Source organism: Streptomyces sp. NPDC091972, from assembly GCF_044756385.1.
Lineage (GTDB): Bacteria > Actinomycetota > Actinomycetes > Streptomycetales > Streptomycetaceae > Streptomyces.
Window position 1 is genome coordinate 165,434 of record NZ_JBIVSV010000001.1, and the last position, 24,399, is coordinate 189,832.

General features: G+C 71.6%; 20 protein-coding genes. 14 read left to right on the forward strand and 6 right to left on the reverse strand.

Annotated features, from left to right (window positions below):
- The first annotated feature begins 10 nt into the window (after positions 1-10).
- Both ACIQJT_RS00740 and ACIQJT_RS00745 read left to right on the forward strand, forming a co-directional pair.
- On the forward strand, positions 11-1,225 hold the full coding sequence (locus ACIQJT_RS00740) for an acetyl-CoA C-acetyltransferase (protein ID WP_402638711.1): 1,215 nt from the start codon (positions 11-13) through the stop codon (positions 1,223-1,225).
- Positions 1,226-1,267: 42 nt separating this feature from the next.
- Positions 1,268-3,445 carry a 3-hydroxyacyl-CoA dehydrogenase NAD-binding domain-containing protein gene (locus tag ACIQJT_RS00745; protein ID WP_402638714.1) on the forward strand — a complete coding sequence of 726 codons (2,178 nt, stop codon included), beginning with the start codon at positions 1,268-1,270 and terminating at the stop codon, positions 3,443-3,445.
- 75 nt (positions 3,446-3,520) lie between these two features.
- Here the strand turns inward: ACIQJT_RS00745 and ACIQJT_RS00750 are convergent, their stop codons facing one another.
- Positions 3,521-4,255: a MerR family transcriptional regulator gene (locus ACIQJT_RS00750; protein ID WP_365454198.1), complete on the reverse strand. Its 735-nt coding sequence runs from the start codon at positions 4,253-4,255 to the stop codon at positions 3,521-3,523.
- A 220-nt stretch (positions 4,256-4,475) separates the two neighbouring features.
- On the opposite strand from ACIQJT_RS00750, the gene ACIQJT_RS00755 reads away from it, so the two are divergent.
- The 5 genes from ACIQJT_RS00755 (at position 4,476) to ACIQJT_RS00775 (ending at position 8,601) form a co-directional block, all read left to right on the forward strand.
- Entirely contained in the window at positions 4,476-5,942 is a 1,467-nt protein-coding gene (locus ACIQJT_RS00755) for an amino acid permease (protein WP_402638716.1), read from the forward strand.
- A gap of 39 nt (positions 5,943-5,981) precedes the next feature.
- Complete coding sequence (locus ACIQJT_RS00760; protein ID WP_402638718.1) at positions 5,982-6,464, forward strand: macro domain-containing protein; 483 nt, start codon at positions 5,982-5,984, stop codon at positions 6,462-6,464.
- Between the two features lies 1 nt (position 6,465).
- Positions 6,466-7,401 (forward strand): adenosine kinase, encoded by a 936-nt coding sequence (locus tag ACIQJT_RS00765; RefSeq protein ID WP_402638721.1) that lies wholly within the window; start codon positions 6,466-6,468, stop codon positions 7,399-7,401.
- On the forward strand, positions 7,398-7,811 hold the full coding sequence (locus ACIQJT_RS00770; RefSeq protein WP_402638724.1) for a hypothetical protein: 414 nt from the start codon (positions 7,398-7,400) through the stop codon (positions 7,809-7,811). Before ACIQJT_RS00765 ends, ACIQJT_RS00770 begins: the two co-directional genes overlap by 4 nt.
- A gap of 85 nt (positions 7,812-7,896) precedes the next feature.
- Positions 7,897-8,601: a DUF6766 family protein gene (locus tag ACIQJT_RS00775; RefSeq protein ID WP_402638726.1), complete on the forward strand. Its 705-nt coding sequence runs from the start codon at positions 7,897-7,899 to the stop codon at positions 8,599-8,601.
- A gap of 56 nt (positions 8,602-8,657) precedes the next feature.
- On the opposite strand, the gene ACIQJT_RS00780 is transcribed toward ACIQJT_RS00775, so the two are convergent.
- Positions 8,658-10,163 carry a M1 family metallopeptidase gene (locus ACIQJT_RS00780; protein WP_402638728.1) on the reverse strand — a complete coding sequence of 502 codons (1,506 nt, stop codon included), beginning with the start codon at positions 10,161-10,163 and terminating at the stop codon, positions 8,658-8,660.
- Between the two features lie 161 nt (positions 10,164-10,324).
- On the opposite strand from ACIQJT_RS00780, the gene ACIQJT_RS00785 reads away from it, so the two are divergent.
- The 5 genes from ACIQJT_RS00785 to abc-f all read left to right on the forward strand — a co-directional run bounded on the left by ACIQJT_RS00785 (position 10,325) and on the right by abc-f (position 18,259).
- A complete protein-coding gene (locus ACIQJT_RS00785) occupies positions 10,325-12,301 on the forward strand; it encodes a Xaa-Pro dipeptidyl-peptidase (protein WP_402638730.1) in 1,977 nt (658 codons plus the stop codon).
- Positions 12,298-13,536, forward strand: coding sequence for a M14 family metallocarboxypeptidase (locus ACIQJT_RS00790; RefSeq protein WP_402638732.1), 1,239 nt, complete (start codon positions 12,298-12,300; stop codon positions 13,534-13,536). The genes ACIQJT_RS00785 and ACIQJT_RS00790 overlap by 4 nt, the downstream gene beginning before the upstream one ends.
- Positions 13,537-13,624: 88 nt before the next feature.
- Complete coding sequence (locus ACIQJT_RS00795) at positions 13,625-15,325, forward strand: BCCT family transporter (protein ID WP_365454222.1); 1,701 nt, start codon at positions 13,625-13,627, stop codon at positions 15,323-15,325.
- A 213-nt stretch (positions 15,326-15,538) separates the two neighbouring features.
- Positions 15,539-16,567 carry an oxidoreductase gene (locus ACIQJT_RS00800; RefSeq protein ID WP_402638734.1) on the forward strand — a complete coding sequence of 343 codons (1,029 nt, stop codon included), beginning with the start codon at positions 15,539-15,541 and terminating at the stop codon, positions 16,565-16,567.
- A gap of 48 nt (positions 16,568-16,615) precedes the next feature.
- On the forward strand, positions 16,616-18,259 hold the full coding sequence (gene abc-f, locus ACIQJT_RS00805; RefSeq protein WP_365454228.1) for a ribosomal protection-like ABC-F family protein: 1,644 nt from the start codon (positions 16,616-16,618) through the stop codon (positions 18,257-18,259).
- 59 nt (positions 18,260-18,318) lie between these two features.
- On the opposite strand, the gene ACIQJT_RS00810 is transcribed toward abc-f, so the two are convergent.
- The 3 genes from ACIQJT_RS00810 to ACIQJT_RS00820 form a co-directional block, all read right to left on the reverse strand.
- Entirely contained in the window at positions 18,319-20,697 is a 2,379-nt protein-coding gene (locus tag ACIQJT_RS00810; protein ID WP_402638738.1) for a Tex family protein, read from the reverse strand.
- A gap of 106 nt (positions 20,698-20,803) precedes the next feature.
- Positions 20,804-20,935 carry an LPFR motif small protein gene (locus ACIQJT_RS00815; RefSeq protein ID WP_252100555.1) on the reverse strand — a complete coding sequence of 44 codons (132 nt, stop codon included), beginning with the start codon at positions 20,933-20,935 and terminating at the stop codon, positions 20,804-20,806.
- Positions 20,936-21,020: 85 nt separating this feature from the next.
- A complete protein-coding gene (locus tag ACIQJT_RS00820; RefSeq protein ID WP_402638741.1) occupies positions 21,021-21,890 on the reverse strand; it encodes a hypothetical protein in 870 nt (289 codons plus the stop codon).
- Positions 21,891-22,003: 113 nt separating this feature from the next.
- On the opposite strand from ACIQJT_RS00820, the gene ACIQJT_RS00825 reads away from it, so the two are divergent.
- Entirely contained in the window at positions 22,004-22,963 is a 960-nt protein-coding gene (locus tag ACIQJT_RS00825) for a GlxA family transcriptional regulator (RefSeq protein WP_402638744.1), read from the forward strand.
- 11 nt (positions 22,964-22,974) lie between these two features.
- Positions 22,975-23,610, forward strand: coding sequence for a DJ-1/PfpI family protein (locus tag ACIQJT_RS00830; RefSeq protein WP_402638746.1), 636 nt, complete (start codon positions 22,975-22,977; stop codon positions 23,608-23,610).
- Here ACIQJT_RS00830 and ACIQJT_RS00835 read toward each other — a convergent pair.
- Entirely contained in the window at positions 23,597-24,355 is a 759-nt protein-coding gene (locus tag ACIQJT_RS00835; protein WP_365454243.1) for an enoyl-CoA hydratase/isomerase family protein, read from the reverse strand. The genes ACIQJT_RS00830 and ACIQJT_RS00835 overlap by 14 nt on opposite strands.
- Positions 24,356-24,399: the final 44 nt, after the last annotated feature.

Consider the following 24,399-nt stretch of genomic DNA (forward strand, 5'->3'; position numbering starts at 1 on the left):
AGGCTTCCCCGTGAGCACCGAAGCGTACGTGTACGACGCGATCCGCACCCCGCGCGGCCGCGGCAAGGCGAACGGCGCCCTGCACGGCACCAAGCCCATCGACCTGGTCGTGGGACTCATCCACGAGATCCGGGCCCGCTTCCCGGACCTGGACCCGGCGGCCGTCGACGACATCGTGCTCGGCGTTGTCGGGCCGGTCGGCGACCAGGGCTCCGACATCGCCCGGATCGCCGCGATCGCCGCGGGCCTGCCGGACACGGTCGCGGGCGTGCAGGAGAACCGCTTCTGTGCCTCGGGCCTCGAAGCCGTCAACATGGCCGCCGCCAAGGTCCGTTCGGGCTGGGAGGACCTGGTCCTCGCGGGCGGTGTCGAGTCGATGTCCCGGGTGCCGATGGCCTCCGACGGCGGCGCCTGGTTCAACGACCCGATGACCAACCTCGCCGTCAATTTCGTGCCGCAGGGCATCGGCGCCGACCTGATCGCCACGATCGAGGGCTTCTCACGGCGTGACGTCGACGAATACGCCGCTCTCAGCCAGGAGCGCGCGGCGACGGCCTGGAAGGAGGGCCGCTTCGACCGCTCCGTCGTCCCCGTCAAGGACCGCAGCGGCCTGACCGTCCTCGACCACGACGAACACCTGCGGCCTGGCACCACCGCCGACTCCCTGAGCAAGCTCAAGCCGTCCTTCGCGGACATCGGCGACCTCGGCGGCTTCGACGCCGTGGCCCTGCAGAAGTACCACTGGGTCGAGAGGATCGACCACGTCCACCACGCGGGCAACTCCTCCGGCATCGTGGACGGCGCCGCCCTGGTCGCGATCGGCTCCAAGGAGGTCGGCGAGCGCTACGGCCTCACCCCGCGCGCGCGGATCGTGGCCGCGGCCGTCTCCGGCTCCGAGCCCACCATCATGCTCACCGGCCCCGCGCCCGCCACCCGCAAGGCACTCGCCAGGGCCGGCCTGACCATCGACGACATCGACCTCGTGGAGATCAACGAGGCCTTCGCGGCGGTCGTCCTGCGCTTCGTGAAGGACATGGGCCTCTCCCTGGACAAGGTCAACGTCAACGGCGGCGCGATCGCGCTGGGCCACCCGCTCGGCGCGACCGGCGCCATGATCCTGGGCAGCCTGATCGACGAACTGGAGCGCCAGGACAAGCGGTACGGCCTCGCGACCCTCTGTGTCGGCGGCGGCATGGGCATCGCCACCGTCGTCGAGCGCATCTGACCCCCTCCCACGGATACGACGGATCACACGGAGCACTTCCACATGAGCACTCAGTCCACGACCATCCGCTGGGAACAGGACCGCACGGGCGTCGTCACCCTCGTCATCGACGACCCCGACCAGTCCGCTAACACCATGAACCAGGCGTTCCGCGACTCCCTCGCGGTGATCACCGACCGCCTGGAGGCCGAGAAGGACACCATCCGCGGTGTCATCATCACCTCCGCCAAGAAGACCTTCTTCGCCGGCGGCGACCTGCGCGACCTGATCCGGGTCACCCCCGAGACCGCGCAGGACCTGTTCGACGGCGGCCTCGCCATCAAGCGCAACCTGCGCCGCATCGAGACCCTGGGCAAGCCGGTCGTCGCCGCCATCAACGGAGCGGCCCTGGGCGGCGGTTACGAGATCGCCCTGGCCTGCCACCACCGCATCGCCCTCGACGCGCCCGGCTCCAAGATCGGCTGCCCCGAGGTCACGCTCGGCCTGCTCCCCGGAGGCGGCGGAGTCGTCCGTACGGTCCGCATGCTCGGCATCGCCGACGCCCTCCTGAAGGTCCTGCTCCAGGGCACGCAGTACGCCCCGCAGCGCGCCCTCCAGAACGGCCTGGTCGACGACGTGGCCGCCACGCAGGACGAACTCCTCGCCAAGGCCCGCGCGTTCATCGAGGCCAACCCCGAGTCCCAGCAGCCCTGGGACAAGCCCGGCTACCGCATCCCCGGCGGCACCCCCGCCCACCCCAAGTTCGCGGCGAACCTGCCCGCCTTCCCGGCGAACCTGCGCAAGCAGACAGGCGGCGCGCCCTACCCCGCCCCGCGCGCCATCCTCGCGGCCGCCGTGGAAGGCGCCCAGGTCGACTTCGAGACCGCGCAGGTCATCGAGGCGCGCTACTTCGTCGAGCTGGCGGCCGGCCAGACCTCGAAGAACATGATCCAGGCGTTCTTCTTCGACCTCCAGGCGGTCAACTCCGGCGCGAACCGCCCCAAGGGGATCGAGCCCCGGCAGGTCCGCAAGGTGGCCGTGCTCGGCGCCGGCATGATGGGCGCGGGCATCGCGTACTCGTGCGCCCGCGCGGGCATCGACGTGGTCCTGAAGGACGTGTCCGCGCAGGCGGCGGCCAAGGGCAAGGCCTACTCGGAGAAGCTCTGCGCGAAGGCGGTCTCCCGGGGCCGTACGACGCAGGAGAAGGCCGACGCGCTCCTGGCCCGCATCACCCCGACGGCAGACGCCCAGGACCTCGCCGGCTGCGACGCGGTCATCGAGGCCGTCTTCGAGGACACGGCGCTGAAGCACAAGGTCTTCCAGGAGATCCAGCACATCGTCGAGCCGGACGCGCTGCTGTGCTCCAACACCTCGACCCTGCCGATCACCGCGCTCGCCGAAGGCGTGGAACGCCAGGACGACTTCATCGGCCTGCACTTCTTCTCGCCGGTCGACAAGATGCCCCTGGTCGAGATCATCAAGGGCGAGCGCACGGGCGAGGAAGCCCTCGCGAGGGCCTTCGACCTGGTCCGGCAGATCAAGAAGACCCCGATCGTCGTCAACGACTCCCGCGGCTTCTTCACCTCCCGCGTGATCGGCCACTTCCTCAACGAGGGTGTCGCGATGGTCGGCGAGGGCATCGAGCCCGCGTCGATCGAACAGGCGGCGGCGCAGGCCGGCTACCCGGCCAAGGTCCTGTCCCTGATGGACGAGCTGACGCTGACGCTCCCGCGCAAGATCCGCAAGGAGACCCGGCAGGCGGTCGAGGAGGCGGGCGGCACCTGGACGCCCCACCCCGCCGAAGCGGTCATCGACCGCATGGTCGACGAGTTCGGCCGCACCGGCCGCAGCGGAGGCGGCGGCTTCTACGACTACGGAGACGACGGCAAGCGGTCGGCGCTGTGGCCGGGCCTGCGCGAGCACTTCACCCGGCCGGGCTCGGAGATCCCCTTCGAGGACATGCAGGAACGCATGCTGTTCTCCGAGGCCCTGGACACGGTCAGGCTCCTGGAGGAGGGGGTCCTGACCTCGGTCGCCGACGCCAACATCGGCTCGATCTTCGGCATCGGCTTCCCCGGCTGGACGGGCGGCGTCCTCCAGTACATCAACGGCTACGAGGGCGGGCTGCCGGGCTTCGTGGCACGCGCGCGTGAACTGGCGGACCGGTACGGCGAGCGTTTCACGCCCCCGGCGCTGCTGGTCGAGAAGGCGGAGAGCGGCGGCCGTTTCGCGGACGAGTGACCCGGACGCCGTGAACGCCGGGCGGGCGGTGCGGGCCCGCCCGGCGTCCGGGGCGGTGAGAGGACGCCGGAGACGTCAGGACCCCCCTCCCTCCGCCTCCGCACCCACCTCCGACGTCCACTCCCGCAGCTCCTCCTTCAGGGACCGCTGGAAGGTCGTCAACAGGGCCTGCACGACCAGGGGTTCCATGTGTGCGGACAGCGACTTCACGTCCCGCGCGGCACGTTCGGCCACCTCGCCCCGGAACAGCTGCGACAACTCGTGCGCGGCAGCCCGCGAGTGCTCGATGAGCACCTTCCGCGAGGCGAGGATCGCCTCCTGCGACAGCGGGACGTCGAGCAGGCCGACACCGAGCCGGAGCAGCCCCAGGTCCACGCGGTAGCCGTCACCGTCCCGCCGCACGACGTCCATCGCGGCGAGCCGCTCCAGGTCGTCGTCGCTCAGCTCCCGCCCCGCCCGCCGCCGCAGCTCCTCGCGCGTCACCCGCTCCACGACGTCCGGGGCCCAGGAGGCCACCACGGCCCGGTGGATCGCCAGGTCGTGGTCGCTCAGGTCGGCCGGGAGCTGCTGCACGTACCGCTCGATCGCCGCCAGCGTCATCCCCTGGTGCTGGAGCTCCTCGATCAGCGCGAGGCGTGCGAGGTGCTCACGGCCGTAGTGACCGACCCGGCGCGGACCGATCACCGGCGGCGGCAGCAGTCCTCGCGTGCCGTAGAAGCGGACCGTGCGGACCGTGACCCCGGCCCGCGCGGCCAGCTCGTCGACGGTGAGAGTCTGCTCCTCGGCACCGGGGGAGGGGTCGGTCGTCATGTGCAGCAGTATCGCTGTCTCACCACTTCTGTGACACCCGGTCGGCGGTCCCTCTCCGATCATGTGAGATGCGCCCCGCTGTGACGTCCGCCACCGCGTGCCGAGCCGTTTCCGGGGAAGGTGGCCCCTTGGCCTGTGCCTTTCACGAAGAGGTACGGGCCGACGCACGTCCGGACACCCGAGCGGGACCCGCCGGGGCGCACCAGAGAGTGGAACCACCGTGAGCAAGGACGCCGTGCAATCGGCACAGGCCGCCTCCCGCACCGACGTGGCCCGGGTGCCCGCCGACGCGGGCGACGCCGGTTACAGCAAGGACCTCAAGGCCCGCCACGTCAACATGATCGCCATCGGCGGCGCGATCGGCACCGGGCTCTTCCTGGGCGCGGGGGGACGCCTCCACACGGCGGGCCCGGCGCTGGCACTGGCCTACCTGGTCTGCGGGATCTTCGCCTTCTTCGTCGTCCGGGCCCTGGGCGAGCTGGTCCTCTACCGCCCCTCCTCGGGCTCCTTCGTGTCGTACGCGCGCGAGTTCCTCGGGGAGAAGGGCGCGTACGTCGCCGGCTGGATGTACTTCCTGAACTGGTCGACGACCGGCATCGCCGACATCACCGCGATCGCGCTCTACACGCACTACTGGAGCCTGTTCACCGACATCCCGCAGTGGACGCTGGCCCTCATCGCTCTCGCGGTGGCCCTCGCCGTGAACCTGATCTCGGTGAAGATCTTCGGCGAGATGGAGTTCTGGTTCGCGATCGTCAAGGTCGCCACGCTCGTCGGCTTCATGCTGATCGGCATCTTCCTGCTGGCGACGCAGCACGAGGTGGGCGGCCGGACGCCCGGCGTGTCGGTGATCACGGACAACGGCGGCGTCCTCCCGCACGGTGTGATGCCGGTCGTCCTCGTCATGCAGGGCGTGATCTTCGCGTACGCCGCCCTCGAACTGGTCGGTGTCGCGGCGGGCGAGACCGCGGAGCCGGAGAAGGTCGTCCCGCGTGCGGTGAACTCGATCATGTGGCGGGTGGGCCTGTTCTACGTCGGCTCGGTCGTCCTGCTGGCCCTGCTCCTGCCGGGCTCGGTGTACTCCGCCGACGAGAGCCCCTTCGTCACCGTCCTGTCGAAGATCGGGGTTCCGGCTGCCGGTGACGTGATGAACCTGGTCGTCCTGACGGCGGCGATGTCCTCGCTGAACTCCGGCCTGTACTCCACGGGCCGCATCCTGCGCTCGATGGCGACGGCGGGTTCGGCGCCGAGGTTCACGGCCCGGATGAACCGCAGCCAGGTCCCCTACGGCGGCATCCTCCTCACCTGCGCGGTCTGCGTCCTCGGCGTGGGCCTGAACTACCTCATGCCGAGCCAGGCCTTCGAGATCGTGCTGAACGTCGCCTCCCTCGGCATCATCAGCACCTGGGTCATCATCATGATCTGCCACCTGGTCTTCGTCCGCCGCGCCCGCTCGGGCCTGGTCACCCGCCCCTCCTTCCGCCTCCCGTTCAGCCCGGTCACCGAGATCACCACGATCGCCTTCCTCCTGGCCTGCCTCGGCATGATGGGGAACGACCCCGAGGTCGGCCGCAAGACCCTCCTGCTGATCCCCCTCATCGCGGTCCTGCTGGTGGCCGGCTGGTTCGGCGTCCGCAGCAGGGTGGAACGCACGACGGACCGAGAACTGACCGACCTCAGGAACTGACGAGGGGGCACTGTCAGTGGCAACCCTTACGGTGGCGTCATGGGGGAGATCAAGTACATCCGAGGCGACGCCACCGCTCCGTCCGCGAAAGGCGTGCAACTGATCGCGCACGTCTGCAACGACATCGGGGGCTGGGGCAAGGGATTCGTCGTGGCGGTGTCACGGCGCTGGCCGGAACCGGAGGCCGCCTACCGCGCCTGGCACCGTGGGCGCGCGTCGAACGATTTCGGGCTGGGCGCCGCGCAGTTCGTGCAGGTCGAGCGGTATGTCTGGGTGGCCAACATGATCGGGCAGCGGGGCATCCGCAAGGGCAGCAGGGGCGTCCCGGTCCGCTACGAGGCGATCGACGAGGCCCTCGGCCGGGTGGCCGACAAGGCGGTGGAGCTCGGCGCGTCCGTGCACATGCCGCGGATAGGGTGCGGACTGGCGGGAGGCCAGTGGAACCGCATCGAGCCCCTGATCGTCGAGAGGCTCCTGACGAGGGACCTCGCGGTCACCGTCTACGACCACGGGGAGGGCTGAGGTGCGCCGGGACATCGACGTGCTCGTGCTGGGCGGCGCCGGGGTGGACACCGTCGTGTACGTGCCCGAGCTGCCCCTGCCCTACGCCGACAGCTACATGATCGACTCCGGCATCCGCACCCGCGCCGGACAGACCGGGGACTTCGTCGCCGTGGGCCTCGGCGCCCTCGGCGTGCACACCCACCACCTGGACTTCCTCGGCGACGACCCGGAGGGCGACCTCGTCCGCGCCCTGCACCGCGACCGCGGCATCGCACTCACCGCCGTCCCCCAGCCCGCCGGCACCAAGCGGGCCGTCAACCTCGTCGGCCCCGACGGCAGGCGCCTGTCACTGTACGACACCAGCCGTGCCCACGCCGACGACCGGCTCCCCGCGGACATCCTCCGGCCGCTCGCCGAAGCCGCCCGCCATGTCCACGTCTCGATCACCCACCCGTGCGCCCACGCCCTCCCGCTCCTCAGGGAGACCGGCGCCACCCTCTCCACCGACCTCCACGACTGGGACGGCGAGAACCCGTACCACGAGGAGTTCGCCCTCGCGGCCGACGTGGTCTTCCTGTCCGCGGCCGCCCTCACCGACCCCGAGCGCACCCTGCGCGACGTCGCCGCCCGGGGCCGAGCCGAGGCGGTCGTCGCCACCGCCGGCGCCGAGGGCGCCTACCTCCTTGCCGACGACGCATTCACCCACGTCCCGCCGGTGACCCCACCCGCCCCCGTGATCGACTCCAACGGCGCCGGTGACGCCTTCGCCGCCGCCTACCTCTTCGGCCGCCTGGCCGGCGAGCCCCCGCACCGATGCGCCCTGTACGGCGCGGTGGCCGGCGCCCACGCCTGCACCGTGCCGTCGACGGAGACCGACGCGATCACCAGGGACGCGCTCCTCACCCGCCTGGCCGCTCTCTTGGAAGAGGAGGAAACGGGTACCCGGACCCGGTGAGCAAGCCGCACCGGATGAGCACCCTGACGTGCCTGGCCCTGCTGGGACTGGTCCTCTCCGGCTGCGGCAGCGTCCAGGAGCGCCGATCGGACGCCGGGACCTCGGCCGCCGGGTTCGAGCGGCTGCTGCGCGCCGACGACCCGGCCGGCCTCTGCGCGGCCCTGGCCCCGGAGACCCGCGGCGAACTGGAGGAGTCCGAGAAGGCGAGCTGCGCGAAGGCGATCTCCTCCCAGGACATCCCCCTCGGCGGCACCACTCACCGCGTCGACGTGTACGGCCGACAGGCCCGCGTCGTCCTCGACGCGGACACCCTCTTCCTCTCCCTGTTCCCCGACGGCTGGAAGGTCGTCGCGGCCGGCTGCACCCCCCGCCCGGGCCGGCCGTACCAGTGCATGCTCCAGGGAGGCTGACGAGTATGCGGACCCTGTTCACGCTCTGCCTGGTCGTCGTCCTCGGCGGCCTCGTCTACTTCACCGCCGTGGGGCTGATGCACCGATGACCACACGCAGACCGGCGACCACCCGCACCCGCGGTTTCCTCCGTGACAACGGCCTCGGCCTGGCCTTCGGCGTCGGATTCCTGCTGGCCCTGGCCGGACAGGCGATCGCGGGCTACGCGGACTTCAACAACCAGCTCGCCACCGAGGGACTCGCGCGGATCGGCTTCGGCGAGTACCTGATGTCCTCCGACTTCGCCGTCGACGTGACGGAGAACTGGCAGTCGGAGTACCTCCAGTTCTTCCTCTACATCACCGCGACGGTCTGGCTGCTCCAGCGCGGCTCGCCCGAGTCGAAGGAGATGCACAAGGCCGGGACGGAGTCCGACCGGGACCAGCGGGTCGGACGGTACGCCCACCGCGACTCCCCGCGGTGGGCCGCCGCCGACGGACTGCGCCGAGGGCTCTACTCGCACTCCCTCGGGCTGGTCATGGGCGCCGTCTTCGTCCTCTCCTGGCTGGCCCAGTCGATCAGCGGAGTCGCCGCCTACAACGAGGAGCAACTCCGCCGGCTGGAGGCCCCGGTGAGCTGGACCAGCTACATCGGGTCCGCGGACTTCTGGAGCCGCACCCTGCAGAACTGGCAGTCCGAACTCCTCGCGGTGGCCTCCATGGCCATCCTGTCCGTCTACCTCCGGCAGCGCGGCTCACCGGAGTCCAAGCCGGTCGGAGCGGCCCACACCTCGACGGGCGTCGAAGGATAGAACCGCCCCGGCCTGCCCCGGCCTGCCCCGGCCCCTCCCCGAAGCCGCCCCAGGCGCTACCCGACGTGCTCGTGCTCGTGCACGTCGTTCGTCGCCGCGATCCTCTTCCACGACCTCGGCTGAACGGGAGCCTCCGCGGTCCTCGCGATCGACGCACCCCGCGCCGCGGGCGCCCCCGGCTTCGACGGCTGGAACAGCCACGCGTCGAACAGCGCGGCCAGCGGCTGCCCCGACACCTCCTCGGCGTACCGCTGGAAGTCGGCGACCGACGCGTTGCCGTACGCGTGCTTCTGCGGCCAGCCCTTGAGCACCGCGAAGAACGCCTCGTCCCCGATTTCGTTGCGCAGGGCCTGAAGGGCCAGCGCGCCCCGGTCGTAGACGGCGATGTCGAACTGGTTCTCCGGACCGGGGTCACCCGGCCTGACCGTCCAGAACGCGTCGTCGGCCGGATGCGAGGCGTACACGTAGTCGGCGAGTTCCTGCGCGGTCCCCTCGCCCTCGTGCTCGGACCACAGCCACTGGGCGTACCGAGCGAAGCCCTCGTTGATCCAGATGTCCTTCCAGCCGCGCACCGACACCAGGTCGCCGTACCACTGGTGGGCCAACTCATGGACGACCACGGAGGTGTTGGAGCCGTTCGCGAACTGGCGCGGACTGTAGAAGGGCCGGGTCTGGGTCTCCAGGGCGTACCCGGTGGTCGTGTTCGGCACATAGCCGCCGAGCGCGCCGAAGGGGTACGGCCCGAAGTACCCGCTCAGCCAGTCGGCGATCTCCCCGGTCCGCTCGACACTCGCCCGTGCGGCACCGGAGTTGGCACCGAGGTCCTTGCTGTAGGCGTTGACGACCGGAATGCCGCTGTCGGTCGTGCCGGTGGTGATGTCGAAGCGGCCGACGGCGAGGGTCGCGAGGTAGGTGGCCTGCGGCTTGTCGGAGCGCCAGTTCCAGCGGGTCCAGCCGAGGCGTGAACTCGTCGACTGGAGCGTGCCGTTGGAGATGGCCTGGCTGCCGTCCGGCACCAGCACCGACACGTCGTAGGTGGCCTTGTCGAGCGGGTGGTCGTTGCTCGGGAACCACCACCAGGCGGCCTCGGGTTCGTTCGCCCCGACCCCGCCGTCCGGGGTGCGGTGCCAGCTCGTGAAGCCGTACGCCTGCTTCGACGACGGCACCCCGCGGTAGCGGACCACCACCGTGACGGAAGTGCCCTGGGGCAGCGGGGACTTCGGGGTGATCTCCAGCTCGTGCTCGCCGGAGGTGGTGAAGGACGCCTTCGCGCCGTTGACCCGCACCTCGCTCACGTCGAGGAGGAAGTCCAGGTCGAAGCGGGACAGGTCCTGGGTGGTGCGGGCCAGGAGGGTGGCGGTGCCCTCCAGTTCGTCGGTGGCGGGCTGGTACTTCAGCCGCAGGTCGTAGTGGGAGACGTCGTATCCGCCGTTGCCGTAGTCCGGGTAGTAGGGGTCGCCGATGCCCGGAGCGCCGGGGGAGAAGCCCGCCGCCGACGCCGGGATCGCCAGCATCAGGGAGGCCGCCGCGAGTGCGCCCGGTGCGATGAGTCTGCGGTGCACGAAAGCTCCAAGTCGTAGGGGCACGAAGTCTGTTCGCAGCCTATTCACCACCTGTGAGCTGGATGTGTCCACGAACACCCCTGTCACACGATCGCCATTCGGCCGTCACGGACCCAAGGGGCCCTCTTTTGTGCGGGAGTTGACCGCAGTACCGTCCGCGCATGCCGATACGCACGCGCTTCACGACCTGGAGACCGCTCGCGACCGCCGCCGCGGCCACCGCCGCCCTGCTGGCGACCTTCCTCGCCCCCGCGACCGCGCAGGCACTGGACAGGACGGGCCCGCGGGAGAGCCGGCCGGTCTACTCGTATGAGAACGCCGTCCGCGAGGCCGTCTGGGTGGACACCCGTCTCGACGGCGACGGGGACGGGAGGACCGACCGCGTCGCCGTCGACATCGTCCGGCCCCGCGAAGCAGCCCGGCAGGGCCGCAAGGTGCCGGTCATCATGGACGCCAGCCCCTACTACTCCTGCTGCGGGCGCGGCAACGAGAGCCAGCTGAAGACGTACGACGCGGACGGCCACGTCGTGCAGATGCCGCTGTTCTACGACAACTACTTCGTGCCCCGCGGCTACGCCTTCGTCGGTGTCGACCTCGCCGGGACCAACCGCTCCGACGGCTGTGTGGACGTCGGCGGCCGCTCCGACATCCAGTCCGCCAAGGCGGTCGTCGACTGGCTGAACGGCCGGGGCACCGCCTACACGAGCCGCACGGGCACCGCGAAGGCCAGGGCCGGCTGGACCAACGGCAGAACCGGCATGATCGGCAAGAGCTGGGACGGCACCATCGCCAACGGCGTCGCCGCGACCGGAGTCGAGGGTCTGCGGACCATCGTCCCGATCAGCGCCATCTCCACCTGGTACGACTACTACTTCTCCCAGGGCGCCCCGCTCTACGACTCCGGTCCCGACTGGCTCTCGAACTACGTCGACAGCCCCGACGCCCGCGCCAAGTGTGCCGCCGTCCAGCAGAAACTCGTCGACCAGGCGCCCCGCACCGGCGACCGGACTCCGCTGTGGACCGAGCGCGACTACGTGAAGGACGCCCGCAAGGTCAGGGCCAGTGTCTTCCTCGTCCACGGCATGCAGGACCTCAACGTCCGCCTCCAGCACGTCGGCCCGTGGTGGGACGCCCTCGCGAAGAACGGCGTCCAGCGCAAGATCTGGCTCTCCCAGACCGGGCACGTCGACCCCTTCGACTTCCGGCGCGCGGAGTGGGTCGACACCCTGCACCGGTGGTTCGACCACGAACTCCTCGGCTACGACAACGGCATCGACCGTGAGCCCATGGCCGACATCGAACGCCGGCCCGACCAGTGGGTCACCTCGAAGTCCTGGCCGCCGCGGGGCACGTCCCAGGCCACCCTGCGCCCCGCCCGGGGCGACCGGCCCGGCGTCGGCACCCTCGGTCTGACCAGGGCCAGGGGCACCGAGACCTTCACCGACGACCCCGCCCTCAGCGAGACCGACTGGGCCGCCCGGATCGACACCCCGACCCCCGACAAGGCGGGCTTCACCACCGGCACCCTCACCAGGGACCTCCGCCTGTCCGGCGCCTCCGAGGTGACCGTCACCGCGACGCCGACCACCTCGACGGCCCATCTCTCCGCCGTCCTCGTGGACCTCGGCCCCGACACCGTCCGCGACTACGCGGCGAGCGGGGAAGGCATCACCACCCTCACCGACCGCACCTGCTGGGGCCTGAGCACCACCGGTGACAGCGCCTGCTTCAAGGAGACGCGGGCGAGGACCACCGCCGTCGACCACACGGTGGTCAGCCGCGGCTGGGCCGACCTCGGTACCTGGGCCGACGCCGGGAAGGGCGTCCCGCTCACCCCGGGCAAGGCCTACACCATCACCCTGGACCTGGGCGCCACGGACCACGTCGTCCCTGCGGGCCACCGGCTCGCCCTGATCGTCGCGGGCACCGACAAGGACCTCATCGACCCGCCGTCCACCCGGCCCACCCTCACGCTCGACCTGTCCCGCACCTCGGCCCGCGTCCCGCTGGTCGGCGGCGCCTCCGCCTTCGCGCACGCGACGAAGGGCGCCGACAGGGCCGTACCGCAGGAGACAGGAGCCCTCGACGGTGTCCGGGCCCCGCGCACCGCCCACCGTGTCCCGGAGGGAGGACGATGATCCGAGCCGTCACCGCGAGCGTGGCGGCGCTCGCCGCGTCCCTGATCGCGGCACCGGCCGAAGCCGCCGAGGCCCCGCCCCGCACCGGCTTCGAGCAGTCGGCGGGCGCCCGCTGGACGAGCGAGGCCGAGGAGCTGGACTTCCTCACCCGGGTCGACCGGTCGAGCGGCCGGGTCTCCCTCGACCGCATCGGCACCACGAAACAGGGCCGACCCCTGCACCTCGTCCGGATCGGCGCACGCCACGCACCCGCCAAGGTGCTGCTCGTGTGCAGCCAGCACGGCGACGAGCCGTCCGGCCGCGAGGCCTGTCTGAGCAAGGTCCGCGACCTGGCGTACGCGAAGGACTCCCGCACCCGGCGCTTCCTCGACCGCACCACCGTGCTGGTCGTGCCCACCGCCAACCCGGACGGCCGGGCCGCCGACACCCGCGGCAACAGCGACGGCGTCGACATCAACCGCGACCATCTCGCCCTGGCCACCGCCGAGGCACGCGCCATGGCGCGGGTCGTACGGGACCGGCAGCCGGACGTGATCTACGACCTGCACGAGTACTCAGCCACCCCCCGCTACTACGACAAGGACCTCTTCGACCTCTGGCCCCGCAACCTCAACACCGCCGAGGCCGTCCACGACGAGGCCGAGACCCTGTCCCGGGCGTACGTACGACCGGCTGCCGAAGACGCCGGGTACACGACCGGCACGTACGGCATCTGGACCGACCCGGTCACCGGGGAACCCGTCCGGCAGGTCGCCGGTGACGGCCAGGAACGCATCCTGCGCAACATGTCCGGGATCAAGCACGCGGTCGGCCTGCTGATCGAGAGCCGGGTCGAACCGCTCGCCGCCACCGACGAGGCGGGCAACAACCGGCGCCGCGTGCACTCGCAACTGGCCGCGCTCAAGGGCCTGTTCCGGTTCGCCGAGGAGCGCCGCGGCCAGATCGAGAAGGCCACCGGCAAGGCCCGCCACCGGCCCTCGACGGGCCCCGTCCTCCTCGGCGGCGCCGACAACGACCCGCCCGAGCCGGCCGAGGTGATCCAGGACCCGCCCTGCGGCTACCGGCTCACCGACGCCCAGTACACGGAGGTGAAGGACGAACTCGCCCTGCACGGAGTGCGGACGAAAGGAACATACGTTCCCCTGGAACAGCCCCTGCGTGCCCTCGTCCCGCTGCTCCTCGACGCCCGCGCCCCGTACCACCTGACGGCCGGGGAGCCCGACACCGGCTGCTGAATCGGTCGAGATCTGCGGCACCTGTGGTAGGTCCTGGGGAACTGTGTGAAAACCGGGGTATCCACCGCTCCAGGGGAAGGTGCCGCAGATGACTGAAGACCTGAAGAAGAGAGGCGGCCGGGGATTTCCCGCGGGCATTCTCGGCCACGAGACCGACCGGGTGGTGTTCGGTGTCACCGCCGTCATCACCCTGGCCTTCGTGATCTGGGGCTGGGCGGCGACGGACTCCCTGGAGGACGTCTCCACCACCATGCTGAACGGGCTGATCCACAACGGCGGCTGGGCCTTCATGCTGGCCGCCTCGTGCTTCGTGGTGTTCGCCCTGTGGCTCGCGATGAGCCGCTACGGCCGCATCCACCTCGGCTCCGAGGGCGAGGAGCCCGAGTTCAAGACGGTGTCCTGGGTCGCGATGATGTTCAGCGCCGGCATGGGCATCGGCCTGATGTTCTACGGCGTCAGCGAGCCCCTCTCGCACTACACGACCCCGCCCCCGGGCACCGACCCCGCCAACTCCGGTGAACGCATGGAGACGGCGATGGCCACCACCCTCTTCCACTGGACGCTGCACCCCTGGGCGATCTACGCGGTGGTCGGGCTCGGCATCGCCTACAGCACCTTCCGCAAGCGCCGGCGCCAGACCATCAGCGCCGTGTTCACCCCCCTCATCGGGGAGAAGCACGCGAACGGCGCCGCCGGCCGGGTGATCGACATCCTCGCGATCATCGCCACCGTCTTCGGCTCCGCCGCCTCCCTCGGCCTCGGCGCCCTCCAGATCGGCTCCGGCTTCCAGGAACTGGACTGGATGGACGACGTCAGCACCGGCCTCCTCGTCACGATCATCGCCGTGCTGACCCTGGCCTTCGTGCTGTCGGCGGTCTCCGGCATCGAGCGGGGCATCCAGTGGCTGTCCAACACCAACATGGTGCTCGCCCTGATCCTCGCAGTGTTCGTGTTCGTCGCGGGGCCCACGATCATCGTCCTCGACCTGCTGCCCACCTCGATCTTCTCCTACCTCGGCGACCTGCCCCAGCTCGCCGGCCGCACCGAGGCCAGCGGCGGCAAGGGCGTCGCGGACTGGCTCGGCAGCTGGACCGTCTTCTACTGGGCCTGGTGGATCTCCTGGACGCCCTTCGTCGGCATGTTCATCGCCCGCATCAGCCGCGGCCGCACCATCCGCCAGTTCGTCGGCGGCGTCATCCTCGTCCCCAGCACGGTCAGCCTCGTCTGGTTCGCGATCTTCGGCGGTACGGCCATGAAGCTGAAGGAGGGCGGCGCGCTCGGCGGTGAGGACACCCCCGAGGGCCAGCTCTTCGGCGTGCTCCAGGAGTTCCCCGTCGCCACCGTGACCAGCCTGCTCGTGATGATCCTGGTCGGCATCTTCTTCGTCTCCGGCGCCGACGCCGCGTCCATCGTGATGGGCACCCTGTCCCAGAAGGGCGCCCTCGAACCGGGCCGGTTCGTCGTCGTGTTCTGGGGCGTGGTCACCGGAGCGGTCGCCGCGATCATGCTGCTCGTCGGCAGCGGCCAGGGCGACGCGCTCACCGGCCTTCAGAACCTCACGATCCTGGCCGCCGCGCCCTTCGTCCTCGTGATGATCGGCATGTGCGTCGCCCTCATGCGCGACCTGCGCCGGGACCCGGTCATCGTGCGCGGCGAGATGGGCTCCGAGGCCGTCGAACTCGCCGTGATCGAGGGCCACCGGAAGTACGACGGCGACTTCGGGATCCAGATCGGTCCGGGCCCCGGCACCGAGACGGAGGGCGACCCGCTGGGCCACGACCACGGCTGACCCCGGCGCGCGGCGGGAGGAGGCGAGCCCGTCCGCCTCCTCCGCGCGCCACGGTCACACCCGTTCCGACCGGTCCCCCTTCGACCACGCGTACGCCGCGGCGCCGGGCCGCGCCACCAACTCCCCCCGGCCGTCCGGCGGTTCCGCCGTCCCGCGGCGGCGGAATGAGGCATGCCGTGCTCAGACCGGCCCAAAGCCGGGAATACTCACACCATGTCTGCCGCATACGCGACCTTCGGCCTGGCACCGGCGATGCGTGCCGGTGGAGTTCTCGCCAACGGTGACGTCCAGGTGCACCGGGACTTCGTCGACTTCATCGTCGACGGCCGCCCGCTCCTCTTCCAGCTCTCCGACCTCGACGCCGTCTCCCCCCTCGCCTCCGACGTCCCGCCCGCCATCTTCACCGCCCAGGTCCGCAGCCTGCTGGGCGAGACGGAGGCCCCGCTTCCGAGCGGTCGCCACGTCATCTACGGCTGCCCCGAGTGCGCGGACCTCGCCTGCGGTGCCGTCACCGCCGTCATCGAGCGGGACGGCGACGACTTCATCTGGCGGGACTTCGCCTGGCAGACCGCCGAGGCCGTGGACCTCCAGCTCAACGGCTACCACGGAATCGGGCCGTTCCGTTTCCGGGGCGTCGAGTACCGGGCGGCGCTCGCCTCCCTCCTCCGGGACGGCGGCGAGTCCGAGGGCGCGCGCCGCCGCGTCCTGCTCATCGGCGCCCGTGTCGCCGTCCTCGCCAAACTGGCCGCCGCCCTGCGGACCATCGGCATCGGCGCCGACATCACCCGCGAGGTGGGCGACGTCCCCGCCGAAGAACTGCGCGGCTACGGCGCCGTCGCCTTCGGCCGCGCGGTCACCGAGGACGAACGAGCCGCCGTACGCCGCTCGTTCGCACGCGCCGGGGTCGACGTGGCGTACGTCGACGGTCTCGCCCCGATCGTCCCGCTGCTCGTGGCCCAGATAGAACACGCCCTGGACCGCAGCCCCCTCGAACAGCGCCGGCTGACCCGTCTGGTGGCCGCCGACGGCGAGGCGGGCGTCGAGGTCACCTCGCCCTGCCGGGTCCGCCTGACGGCGTACCGCCTGGACCGGCTGTACCGCACCCACGTGCGGGAGGTCTTCGACGGCGTCCTGGAGGCTGGCCGGCACCGGATCGCCCTGGACGCCAAGGCGGTCAGGGGGGAGTCGTTCGTGGTGGCGCGGACCTCGACAAGTGTGCTGGTGGAGGCGATGGCCCACTGATAACCGGGGAGCGCGCGGTCTCGGCCGGCCATTAGGATCGACGGTCTGATGACTGCCACCCTCGTCGCCAAGAACCTCGCCGCCGGCCACGGCGACCGCTCCCTGTTCAGCGGGCTCGACCTCGTGGTCGCCCCCGGAGACGTGATCGGCCTGGTCGGGGCCAACGGCGCCGGCAAGTCCACGCTGCTCAGGATGCTCGCGGGCCTGCTCGCACCCGAGGAGGGGGAACTCCGGCTCTCCCCGCCGACGGCCACCGTCGGGCATCTGCCGCAGGAGCCGGAGCGGCGCCAGGGGGAGTCCGTGCGCGCGTTCCTCGCCCGCCGCACCGGGGTCGCCGAGGCCCAGCGGGTGATGGACGAGGCGACCCAGGCCCTGGTCGACGGGGCCCCCGGCGCCGACGACGCGTACGCCACCAGCCTGGAGCGCTGGCTGGACCTCGGCGGCGCCGACCTCGACGAACGCGCCGAGGAGGTCGCCGACTCCCTCGGCCTCGCGGTCGACCTGGACCAGCCCATGACCTCCCTCTCGGGAGGCCAGGCGGCCCGGGCCGGTCTCGCCTCCCTCCTGCTCTCCCGCTACGACGTCTTCCTCCTCGACGAGCCCACCAACGACCTCGACCTGGACGGCCTGGAGCGCCTGGAGCGGTTCGTGAAGGGCCTGCGCGCCGGCACGGTGGTGGTCAGCCACGACCGCGAGTTCCTCACCCGCACGGTCACCAAGGTCCTCGAACTCGACCTGGTCCAGCAGCGGATCACCCTCTACGGCGGCGGCTACGACGCCTACCTGGAGGAGCGCGAGGTCGCCCGCCGGCACGCCCGGGACGACTACGAGGAGTACGCCGACAAGCGGGCCGCCCTCCAGGACCGCGCGCAGATGCAGCGCTCCTGGATGGACAAGGGCGTGAAGAACGCGCGCCGCAAGGCGGGCAACGACAACGACAAGATCGGCCGCAAGTTCCGCAGCGAGGCCAGCGAGAAGCAGGCCGCGAAGGCCCGTCAGACCCAGCGCATGATCGAACGCCTGGACGTGGTCGAGGAGCCGCGCAAGGAGTGGGAACTGCGCATGGAGATCGCCTCGGCCCCCCGCTCGGGCGCGGTCGTCGCGACACTGCGGGACGCCGAGGTGCGCCACGGCGACTTCGTGCTCGGCCCGGTGTCCCTCCAGATCGACTGGGCGGACCGGGTGGCGGTCACGGGCGCGAACGGCGCCGGCAAGTCCACCCTGCTCGGCGCCCTGCTGGGCCGGGTGCCGCTGACCTCCGGCCAGGCGTCCCTCGGCTCAGGCGTCCTGATCGGCGAGGTCGACCAGGCCCGCAAGCTGTTCCACGGCGAGGAATCCCTGCTGGACGCCTTCTGCGCGGCGGTCCCCGACACCGAACCGGTGGAGGTCCGCACCCTGCTCGCCAAGTTCGGTCTCAAGTCCGACCACGTCTCCCGCTCGGCGGCGACCCTGTCACCGGGGGAGCGGACGCGGGCGGCGCTGGCCCTTCTCCAGGGCAGGGGCGTCAACCTCCTGGTCCTGGACGAGCCGACGAACCACCTCGACCTGCCGGCGATCGAGCAGCTGGAATCAGCGCTGGACGCCTACGAGGGCACGCTGCTGCTGGTCACCCACGACCGCCGGATGCTGGACGCGGTGAGGGTGACGCGCCGCTTGGAGGTCGTGTCGGGCAAGGTGACGGAAGCGCTCTGAAGGGGCGCGGGGAACTGCGCGACCGGCCACAGCGGGCCCGCAGTTCCCCACGATCCGTCCTAGCGCCTGCCGTTCTTCGGATCGACCAGGCCCGCCTTGCGCAACGCGTCGGCCATCGCGCTGTTGGCCGGGGCAGGCGCCGACCGCTGCTGCTGACGCGGTTGCTGCCGCTGCCGCTGCTGAGGCGGCCGCCCACCCCGCTGAGGCTGACGCCGTTCCCCACCGGAGGACTTGGCCTGCGCCTCGTCGTCCAGCCGCAGCGTCAACGAGATCCGCTTGCGCGGGATGTCGACCTCCAGCACCTTCACCTTGACGATGTCACCCGGCTTGACGACATCCCGCGGATCCTTGACGAACGTCTTCGACAGCGCGGAGACATGCGCCAGACCGTCCTGGTGGACGCCGACGTCGATGAACGCCCCGAAGGCCGCCACGTTGGTCACGACCCCCTCCAGCACCATCCCGGGGACCAGGTCGGAGATCTTCTCGACGCCCTCCTTGAAGGTGGCCGTCCTGAAGGCGGGCCGGGGGTCGCGCCCCGGCTTCTCCAGCTCCTTGAGGATGTCGGTCACGGTGGGCAGACCGAACGTCTCGTCGACGAAGTCCTGCGGCCTCAGCGACCGCAGCACACCGGTGTTGCCGATGAGGGAGGCGACCTCCTGCCCCGCGGTCTTCACCATCCGCCGCACCACCGGGTACGCCTCGGGGTGCACGCTGGAGGAGTCCAGCGGGTCGTCGCCGCCCCGGATCCGCAGGAAGCCCGCGCACTGCTCGTACGCCTTGGGCCCCAGCCGCGCCACCTTCTTCAGCTCGGTGCGGGACTTGAAGGGGCCGTTCGCGTCGCGGTGCGCCACGATGTTCTCGGCGAGCCCGGACGTGATCCCGGAGACCCGGGCGAGCAGGGGAGCGGACGCCGTGTTGACGTCGACCCCGACGCCGTTCACACAGTCCTCCACCACCGCGTCCAGCGAGCGCGACAGCTTCACCTCGGACAGGTCGTGCTGGTACTGGCCGACGCCGATCGACTTGGGGTCGATCTTCACCAGCTCGGCCAGCGGGTCCTGGAGCCGGCGCGCGATGGAGACCGCTCCGCGCAGCGACACGTCCATGTCGGGCAGCTCCTGCGAGGCGAACGCGGACGCCGAGTACACCGACGCGCCGGCCTCGGAGACCATCACCTTGGTGAGCTTCAGCTCCGGGTGCCTGCTGATCAGTTCACCGGCGAGCTTGTCGGTCTCGCGGGAGGCCGTGCCGTTGCCGATCGCGATCAGCTCGACCGCGTGTTCCTCGGCCAGCCGGGCCAGTTTCGCGATCGCCTCGTCCCACCGGTTGGCCGGGACGTGCGGGTGGATGACGTCGGTGGCGACGACCTTGCCGGTCGCGTCGACCACGGCGACCTTCACGCCGGTACGGAAGCCGGGGTCCAGGCCGAGCGTCGCGCGGGTGCCCGCGGGGGCGGCGAGGAGCAGGTCGCGGAGGTTGGCCGCGAACACGTTGACCGCCTCGTCCTCGGCGGCCGTCCGCAGGCGCAGCCGCAGGTCGATGCCGAGGTGCACCAGGATGCGGGTCCGCCAGGCCCAGCGGACGGTGTCCGTCAGCCACTTGTCGCCGGGCCGGCCGCGGTCGGCGATCCCGAACCGGTGGGCCACGATGCCCTCGTAGGACGAGGGTCCCTCGGTGGGCTCCTCCGGCTCCAGGACGAGGTCGAGGACCTCCTCCTTCTCGCCCCGCAGCATCGCGAGGACCCGGTGCGAGGGAAGGTCGGTGAAGGGCTCCGAGAAGTCGAAGTAGTCGGCGAACTTGGCGCCCGCCTCCTCCTTGCCCTCCCGCACCTTCGCGGCCAGCCGCCCGCGCACCCACATGCGCTCGCGGAGCTCGCCGATCAGGTCGGCGTCCTCCGAGAACCGCTCGGTCAGGATGGCCCGGGCACCGTCCAGCGCGGCCTGCGCGTCGGGTACGCCCTTGTCGGCGTCGACGAACGCGGCGGCCGCGGCGAGCGGTGCGACACCCGGGTCCCCTAGCAGGCCCTCGGCGAGCGGCTCAAGGCCCGCCTCACGCGCGATCTGCGCCTTGGTGCGCCGCTTCGGCTTGAACGGCAGGTAGATGTCCTCGAGGCGCGCCTTGGTCTCCGCGCCCAGGATGCGCGCCTGGAGCTCCTCGGTGAGCTTGCCCTGCTCGCGCACCGAGTCGAGGATCGCGGTGCGCCGCTCCTCCAGCTCCCGCAGGTAGCGCAACCGCTCCTCGAGCGTGCGCAACTGCGCGTCGTCGAGCATCTCGGTCGCTTCCTTGCGGTAGCGGGCGATGAAGGGAACCGTGGAACCGCCGTCGAGCAGTTCCACGGCAGCCTTGACCTGCCGCTCCCGTACGCCGAGTTCCTCGGCGATCCTGCCTTCGATCGACCCTGCGCTGCTGGACCCGCTGGACCCGGGTGTCGTCACGATCCGGTACCGCCTTCTCACTGAGGTTGCGCGGCAATTGTGGCAGGCGGCACCGACAGTGGGGGATCAGGGCGCGGATCAGGGCGCGGTCATCGTGCCGTGGCCGTCAGGCCCGGCGGCTCCGCGTGGAGCCGGACGCGCCGCCGAAGAGCCGGGCCAGTGCCCGGAAGGGCAGGGTGACCACGGTGGCGATGGCGCCACCGATCTGGCGCAGGACGTCTGCGATAGCGCGGAACATGTGCATCCCCTTTCCTCTCCCGGCCACGACGACCGGGACAGGACGGGTACCTCCGGGACGGCCGGGCAATCTTCGCGGCCGGAAGTCAGCGCTTGCCGATCAGGTCCGCGGGATAGGCACCCGCGGCCACCGCCGCCCGCGCGAAGCCCACCGCGAGCTCCGTCAGCCGCCGGACGCCCTCGGCCCCGAGGTGCTCGTACGGGGCCCGGTCCAGCCGGTCCGTCTCCGCCTCGATCTCCTCCCGCAGGGCGGCGCCCCGCTCGGTCAGTTCGCCGTCGGCGTCCAGCAGCCCGCGCGCGCGGAGCCGTCCCCGGGCCGCGTCCCACTCCTCCCGGGTCCAGCCGCGCGTGGTGAACACCCAGGACGGCGTCATGCCCCGGCCCGTCGCGGTGTGGGTCACCAGAGCCTCGAGACCGTCCAGTTCGGCGGACATCAGGGCGGCGAGATGGCCGTCGCCGCGGTGCTCGCGCAGCAGCGTCGAGGCGTGCCAGAACGCCAGATGGGGCTCGCCGGGAACCGGTAGGTCGGCGTGGGCCGAGTACAGCGGGCGCGCGGCGCGCGAGCAGGCCTCCGCGGCCCGCAGCGCGAGCCGCGCCGCCTCGGCCATCCCGTCCGAGGCCACCGTCTCGTCCCCGAGCAGCCGGCGCAGGGTCGCGTCGACGGCACGCGCGCGTGCCGCGAGGACCTGTTCGGGCGCGGCGGTGCGCCACACGGCCGGCACGTGCTCGGCCACCAGCTCGTACTTGTAGTTGTAGAACGCGGCCGCCACGGTCCCCGGGCCCACCGGCCCCAGCGCGGCGGCCCGCACCGCGAAGTTGACGGCCCGCGGGTGCGTGACGCCGATCGCGGCCAGCTCCCTGCCCAGCTCGGGGGAGAAGTAGTGCGCGGAGTGCAGCGAGTTGAGCGGGTTGTGACAGCGGCGGCCGGCGCGCGGTTCCAGGACGGCAGTAGTCATGCCGAGCAGGTTACCGACCGCTTGGTATCCCGTCGTGGGGTGTGCCGGGCATGGCAGGAAAGGTGGGGAACTCGTCATTGCCGCCATCGCGCCACCGGCCAAGAATCGAGGACATGGCCCAGCGAACCGTTCTCCTCGTCCTCTTCGACGGCGTCCAGAGCCTCGACGTCACCGGCCCGCTGGAGGTCTTCGCCGGCGCCGAGCAGCTCGTACCGGGCACCTACCGCCTCCGTACCGCCTCGCTGGACGGCGCTCCCGTGCGCACCTCCAGCGGCCTGACCGTCGTACCGGACGAAGCCCTCGCCCGGGCCGGCGCCCCGCACACCCTCCTGGTGCCCGGCGGCCGGGGCACCCGGCGCCCCGACGCGCTCCTCACCGACTGGCTGCGCGTGCACGGGCCCCGGGCCGAACGCCTGGTCTCGGTGTGCACCGGCGCCATCCGGCTCGCCGAGGCGGGCCTCCTGGACGGCCGCCGGGTCACCACGCACTGGGCCTACTGCGACAAGCTCGCCCGCGACCACCCGGCCGTCGAGGTGGACCCCGACCCGATCTACGTCCGCGACGGACAGGTGTCGACGTCCGCCGGCGTCACCTCGGGCATCGACCTCGCGCTCGCCCTGGTCGAGGAGGACCTGGGCCGGGACGCCGCCCTGGCCATCGCCCGCCACCTCGTCGTCTTCCTGCGCCGGCCCGGCAACCAGGCCCAGTTCAGCGCCCAGCTCGCCGCCCAGACCGCGCAGCGCGAGCCGCTGCGCGAGGTCCAGCAGTGGATCACCGAGCACCCGGCCGGCGACCTGAGCGTCGAGGCCCTCGCCGCGCGCGCCCGCCTCTCGCCCCGCCACTTCGCCCGTGCCTTCCAGGCCGAGACCGGCATGACCCCGGGCCGGTACGTCGACCGGGTCCGCCTCGAACACGCCCGCCGCCTCCTGGAGGACACCTCCGACGGCATCGAGGAGATCTCCCGCGCCAGCGGCTACGGCACCGCCGAGGGCATGCGCCGCGCATTCGTCAAGGCGCTCGGCACGGCCCCCTCCGAGTACCGCCGCCGCTTCCACCCGACCCCCGCCCACTGAAAGGACACCCCGTGCAGATCGCGATCGTCCTCTACGACCGCTTCACCGCCCTGGACGCCGTGGGACCGTACGAGACCCTCGGCCGCCTCCCCGACGCGGAGACCGTCTTCGTCGCCGAGCGGGCCGGTCCCGTGCGCACCGACACCGGCCGGCTGGCCCTCACCGCCGACCGGACGCTCGCCGAGGTGCCGGGCCCCGACATCGTGATCGTGCCGGGCGGCCCCGGCCAGACCTCGCAGATGGAGAACCCGGTGCTGCTCGACTGGCTGCGCGCCGCCGACGCCACCAGCACCTGGACCACGTCCGTGTGCACCGGTTCCCTGCTGCTCGCCGCGGCGGGCCTGCTCCGGGGCCGCCGCGCGACCTCCCACTGGCTGGCCCTGGACTTCCTGAAGGAGTTGGGTGCCGAACCCACGGGCGAGCGGGTCGTGTTCGACGGCAAGTACGTCACCGCCGCGGGCGTCTCCTCCGGGATCGACATGGGCCTCACGCTGCTCGGCAGGATCGCGGGCGACGAACACGCCCGGGCCGTGCAGCTCCTGACCGAGTACGACCCGCAGCCGCCCTACGACGCCGGCTCGCCGCAGAAGGCGCCCGCGCACCTCGTCGAGGAGTTCCGCTCCAAGAGCCGCTTCATCCTGACGTAGTCCAGGTGAAGCGCGGCGTCCTGCGTTCCAGGAAGGCGGCGACCCCCTCCGCGGTGTCGCCGCTGCCGCGTGCCTGCCCGGACCAGTGGGCGTCCCGGTCGGTGCGGCCGTTCGCGAACTCCTTCGCGGCGGCCTGCGTGAGCTGCGAACGGGACGCCAGGACCCGGGTGAACTCCCCGACCCGCTTGGTGAGTTCGCCCTCCGGCAGCACCTCGTCGACCAGGCCGGTGCGCAGTGCCCGCTCCGCGTCGATCAACTCCCCTGAGAACAGCAGGTACTTGGCCGCGGCGGGGCCGACCAGCGCCACCAGCCGCCGGGTGGAGGAGGCCGGGTACACGATCCCGAGCTTCGCCGGTGTCACCCCGAACAGCGCGCCCTCCTCGGCGAACCGCAGGTCGCACGCCGCCGCGAGCTGTGCCCCGCCGCCCACGCAGTGCCCGCGGACGGCCGCCAGCGTCGGCTTCGGGAACGCGGCGAGGGCCTCCTCGGCCAGCATCGCGAGCCCCTGCGCCTCCTCGGGCGACCGGCGCAGCGTGGAGATGTCGGCGCCCGCGCAGAACGTCCCGCCCGCACCGGTCAGCACGAGCGCCCGGACACCGGGGTCGGCGGCCAGCGTGTCCAGCAGCGGCGGCAGCGCCCGCCACATCGCGGCCGTCATGGCATTGCGCTTGGCCGGATGGTGGATCACGACGGTGGCAACCGCGTCGGTGACGGTGTGCAGCAGCTGCGGTTCCGGGTACTCCATGGGTCGGATGCTAGCCCCACGCCCCGACCGTACGATCACGAAGG

Bases quoted from the DNA above. Each gene is read 5' to 3' on its own strand.
- ACIQJT_RS00745 (WP_402638714.1), top strand. From the start codon at position 1,268: ATGAGCACTCAGTCCACGACCATCCGCTGGGAACAGGACCGCACGGGC.
- ACIQJT_RS00750 (WP_365454198.1), bottom strand. From the start codon at position 4,255: ATGACGACCGACCCCTCCCCCGGTGCCGAGGAGCAGACTCTCACCGTC.
- ACIQJT_RS00760 (WP_402638718.1), top strand. From the start codon at position 5,982: ATGGGGGAGATCAAGTACATCCGAGGCGACGCCACCGCTCCGTCCGCG.
- ACIQJT_RS00775 (WP_402638726.1), top strand. From the start codon at position 7,897: ATGACCACACGCAGACCGGCGACCACCCGCACCCGCGGTTTCCTCCGT.
- ACIQJT_RS00785 (WP_402638730.1), top strand. From the start codon at position 10,325: ATGCCGATACGCACGCGCTTCACGACCTGGAGACCGCTCGCGACCGCC.
- ACIQJT_RS00790 (WP_402638732.1), top strand. From the start codon at position 12,298: ATGATCCGAGCCGTCACCGCGAGCGTGGCGGCGCTCGCCGCGTCCCTG.
- ACIQJT_RS00795 (WP_365454222.1), top strand. From the start codon at position 13,625: ATGACTGAAGACCTGAAGAAGAGAGGCGGCCGGGGATTTCCCGCGGGC.
- ACIQJT_RS00800 (WP_402638734.1), top strand. From the start codon at position 15,539: ATGTCTGCCGCATACGCGACCTTCGGCCTGGCACCGGCGATGCGTGCC.
- abc-f (WP_365454228.1), top strand. From the start codon at position 16,616: ATGACTGCCACCCTCGTCGCCAAGAACCTCGCCGCCGGCCACGGCGAC.
- ACIQJT_RS00815 (WP_252100555.1), bottom strand. From the start codon at position 20,935: ATGTTCCGCGCTATCGCAGACGTCCTGCGCCAGATCGGTGGCGCCATC.
- ACIQJT_RS00820 (WP_402638741.1), bottom strand. From the start codon at position 21,890: ATGACTACTGCCGTCCTGGAACCGCGCGCCGGCCGCCGCTGTCACAAC.
- ACIQJT_RS00825 (WP_402638744.1), top strand. From the start codon at position 22,004: ATGGCCCAGCGAACCGTTCTCCTCGTCCTCTTCGACGGCGTCCAGAGC.
- ACIQJT_RS00835 (WP_365454243.1), bottom strand. From the start codon at position 24,355: ATGGAGTACCCGGAACCGCAGCTGCTGCACACCGTCACCGACGCGGTT.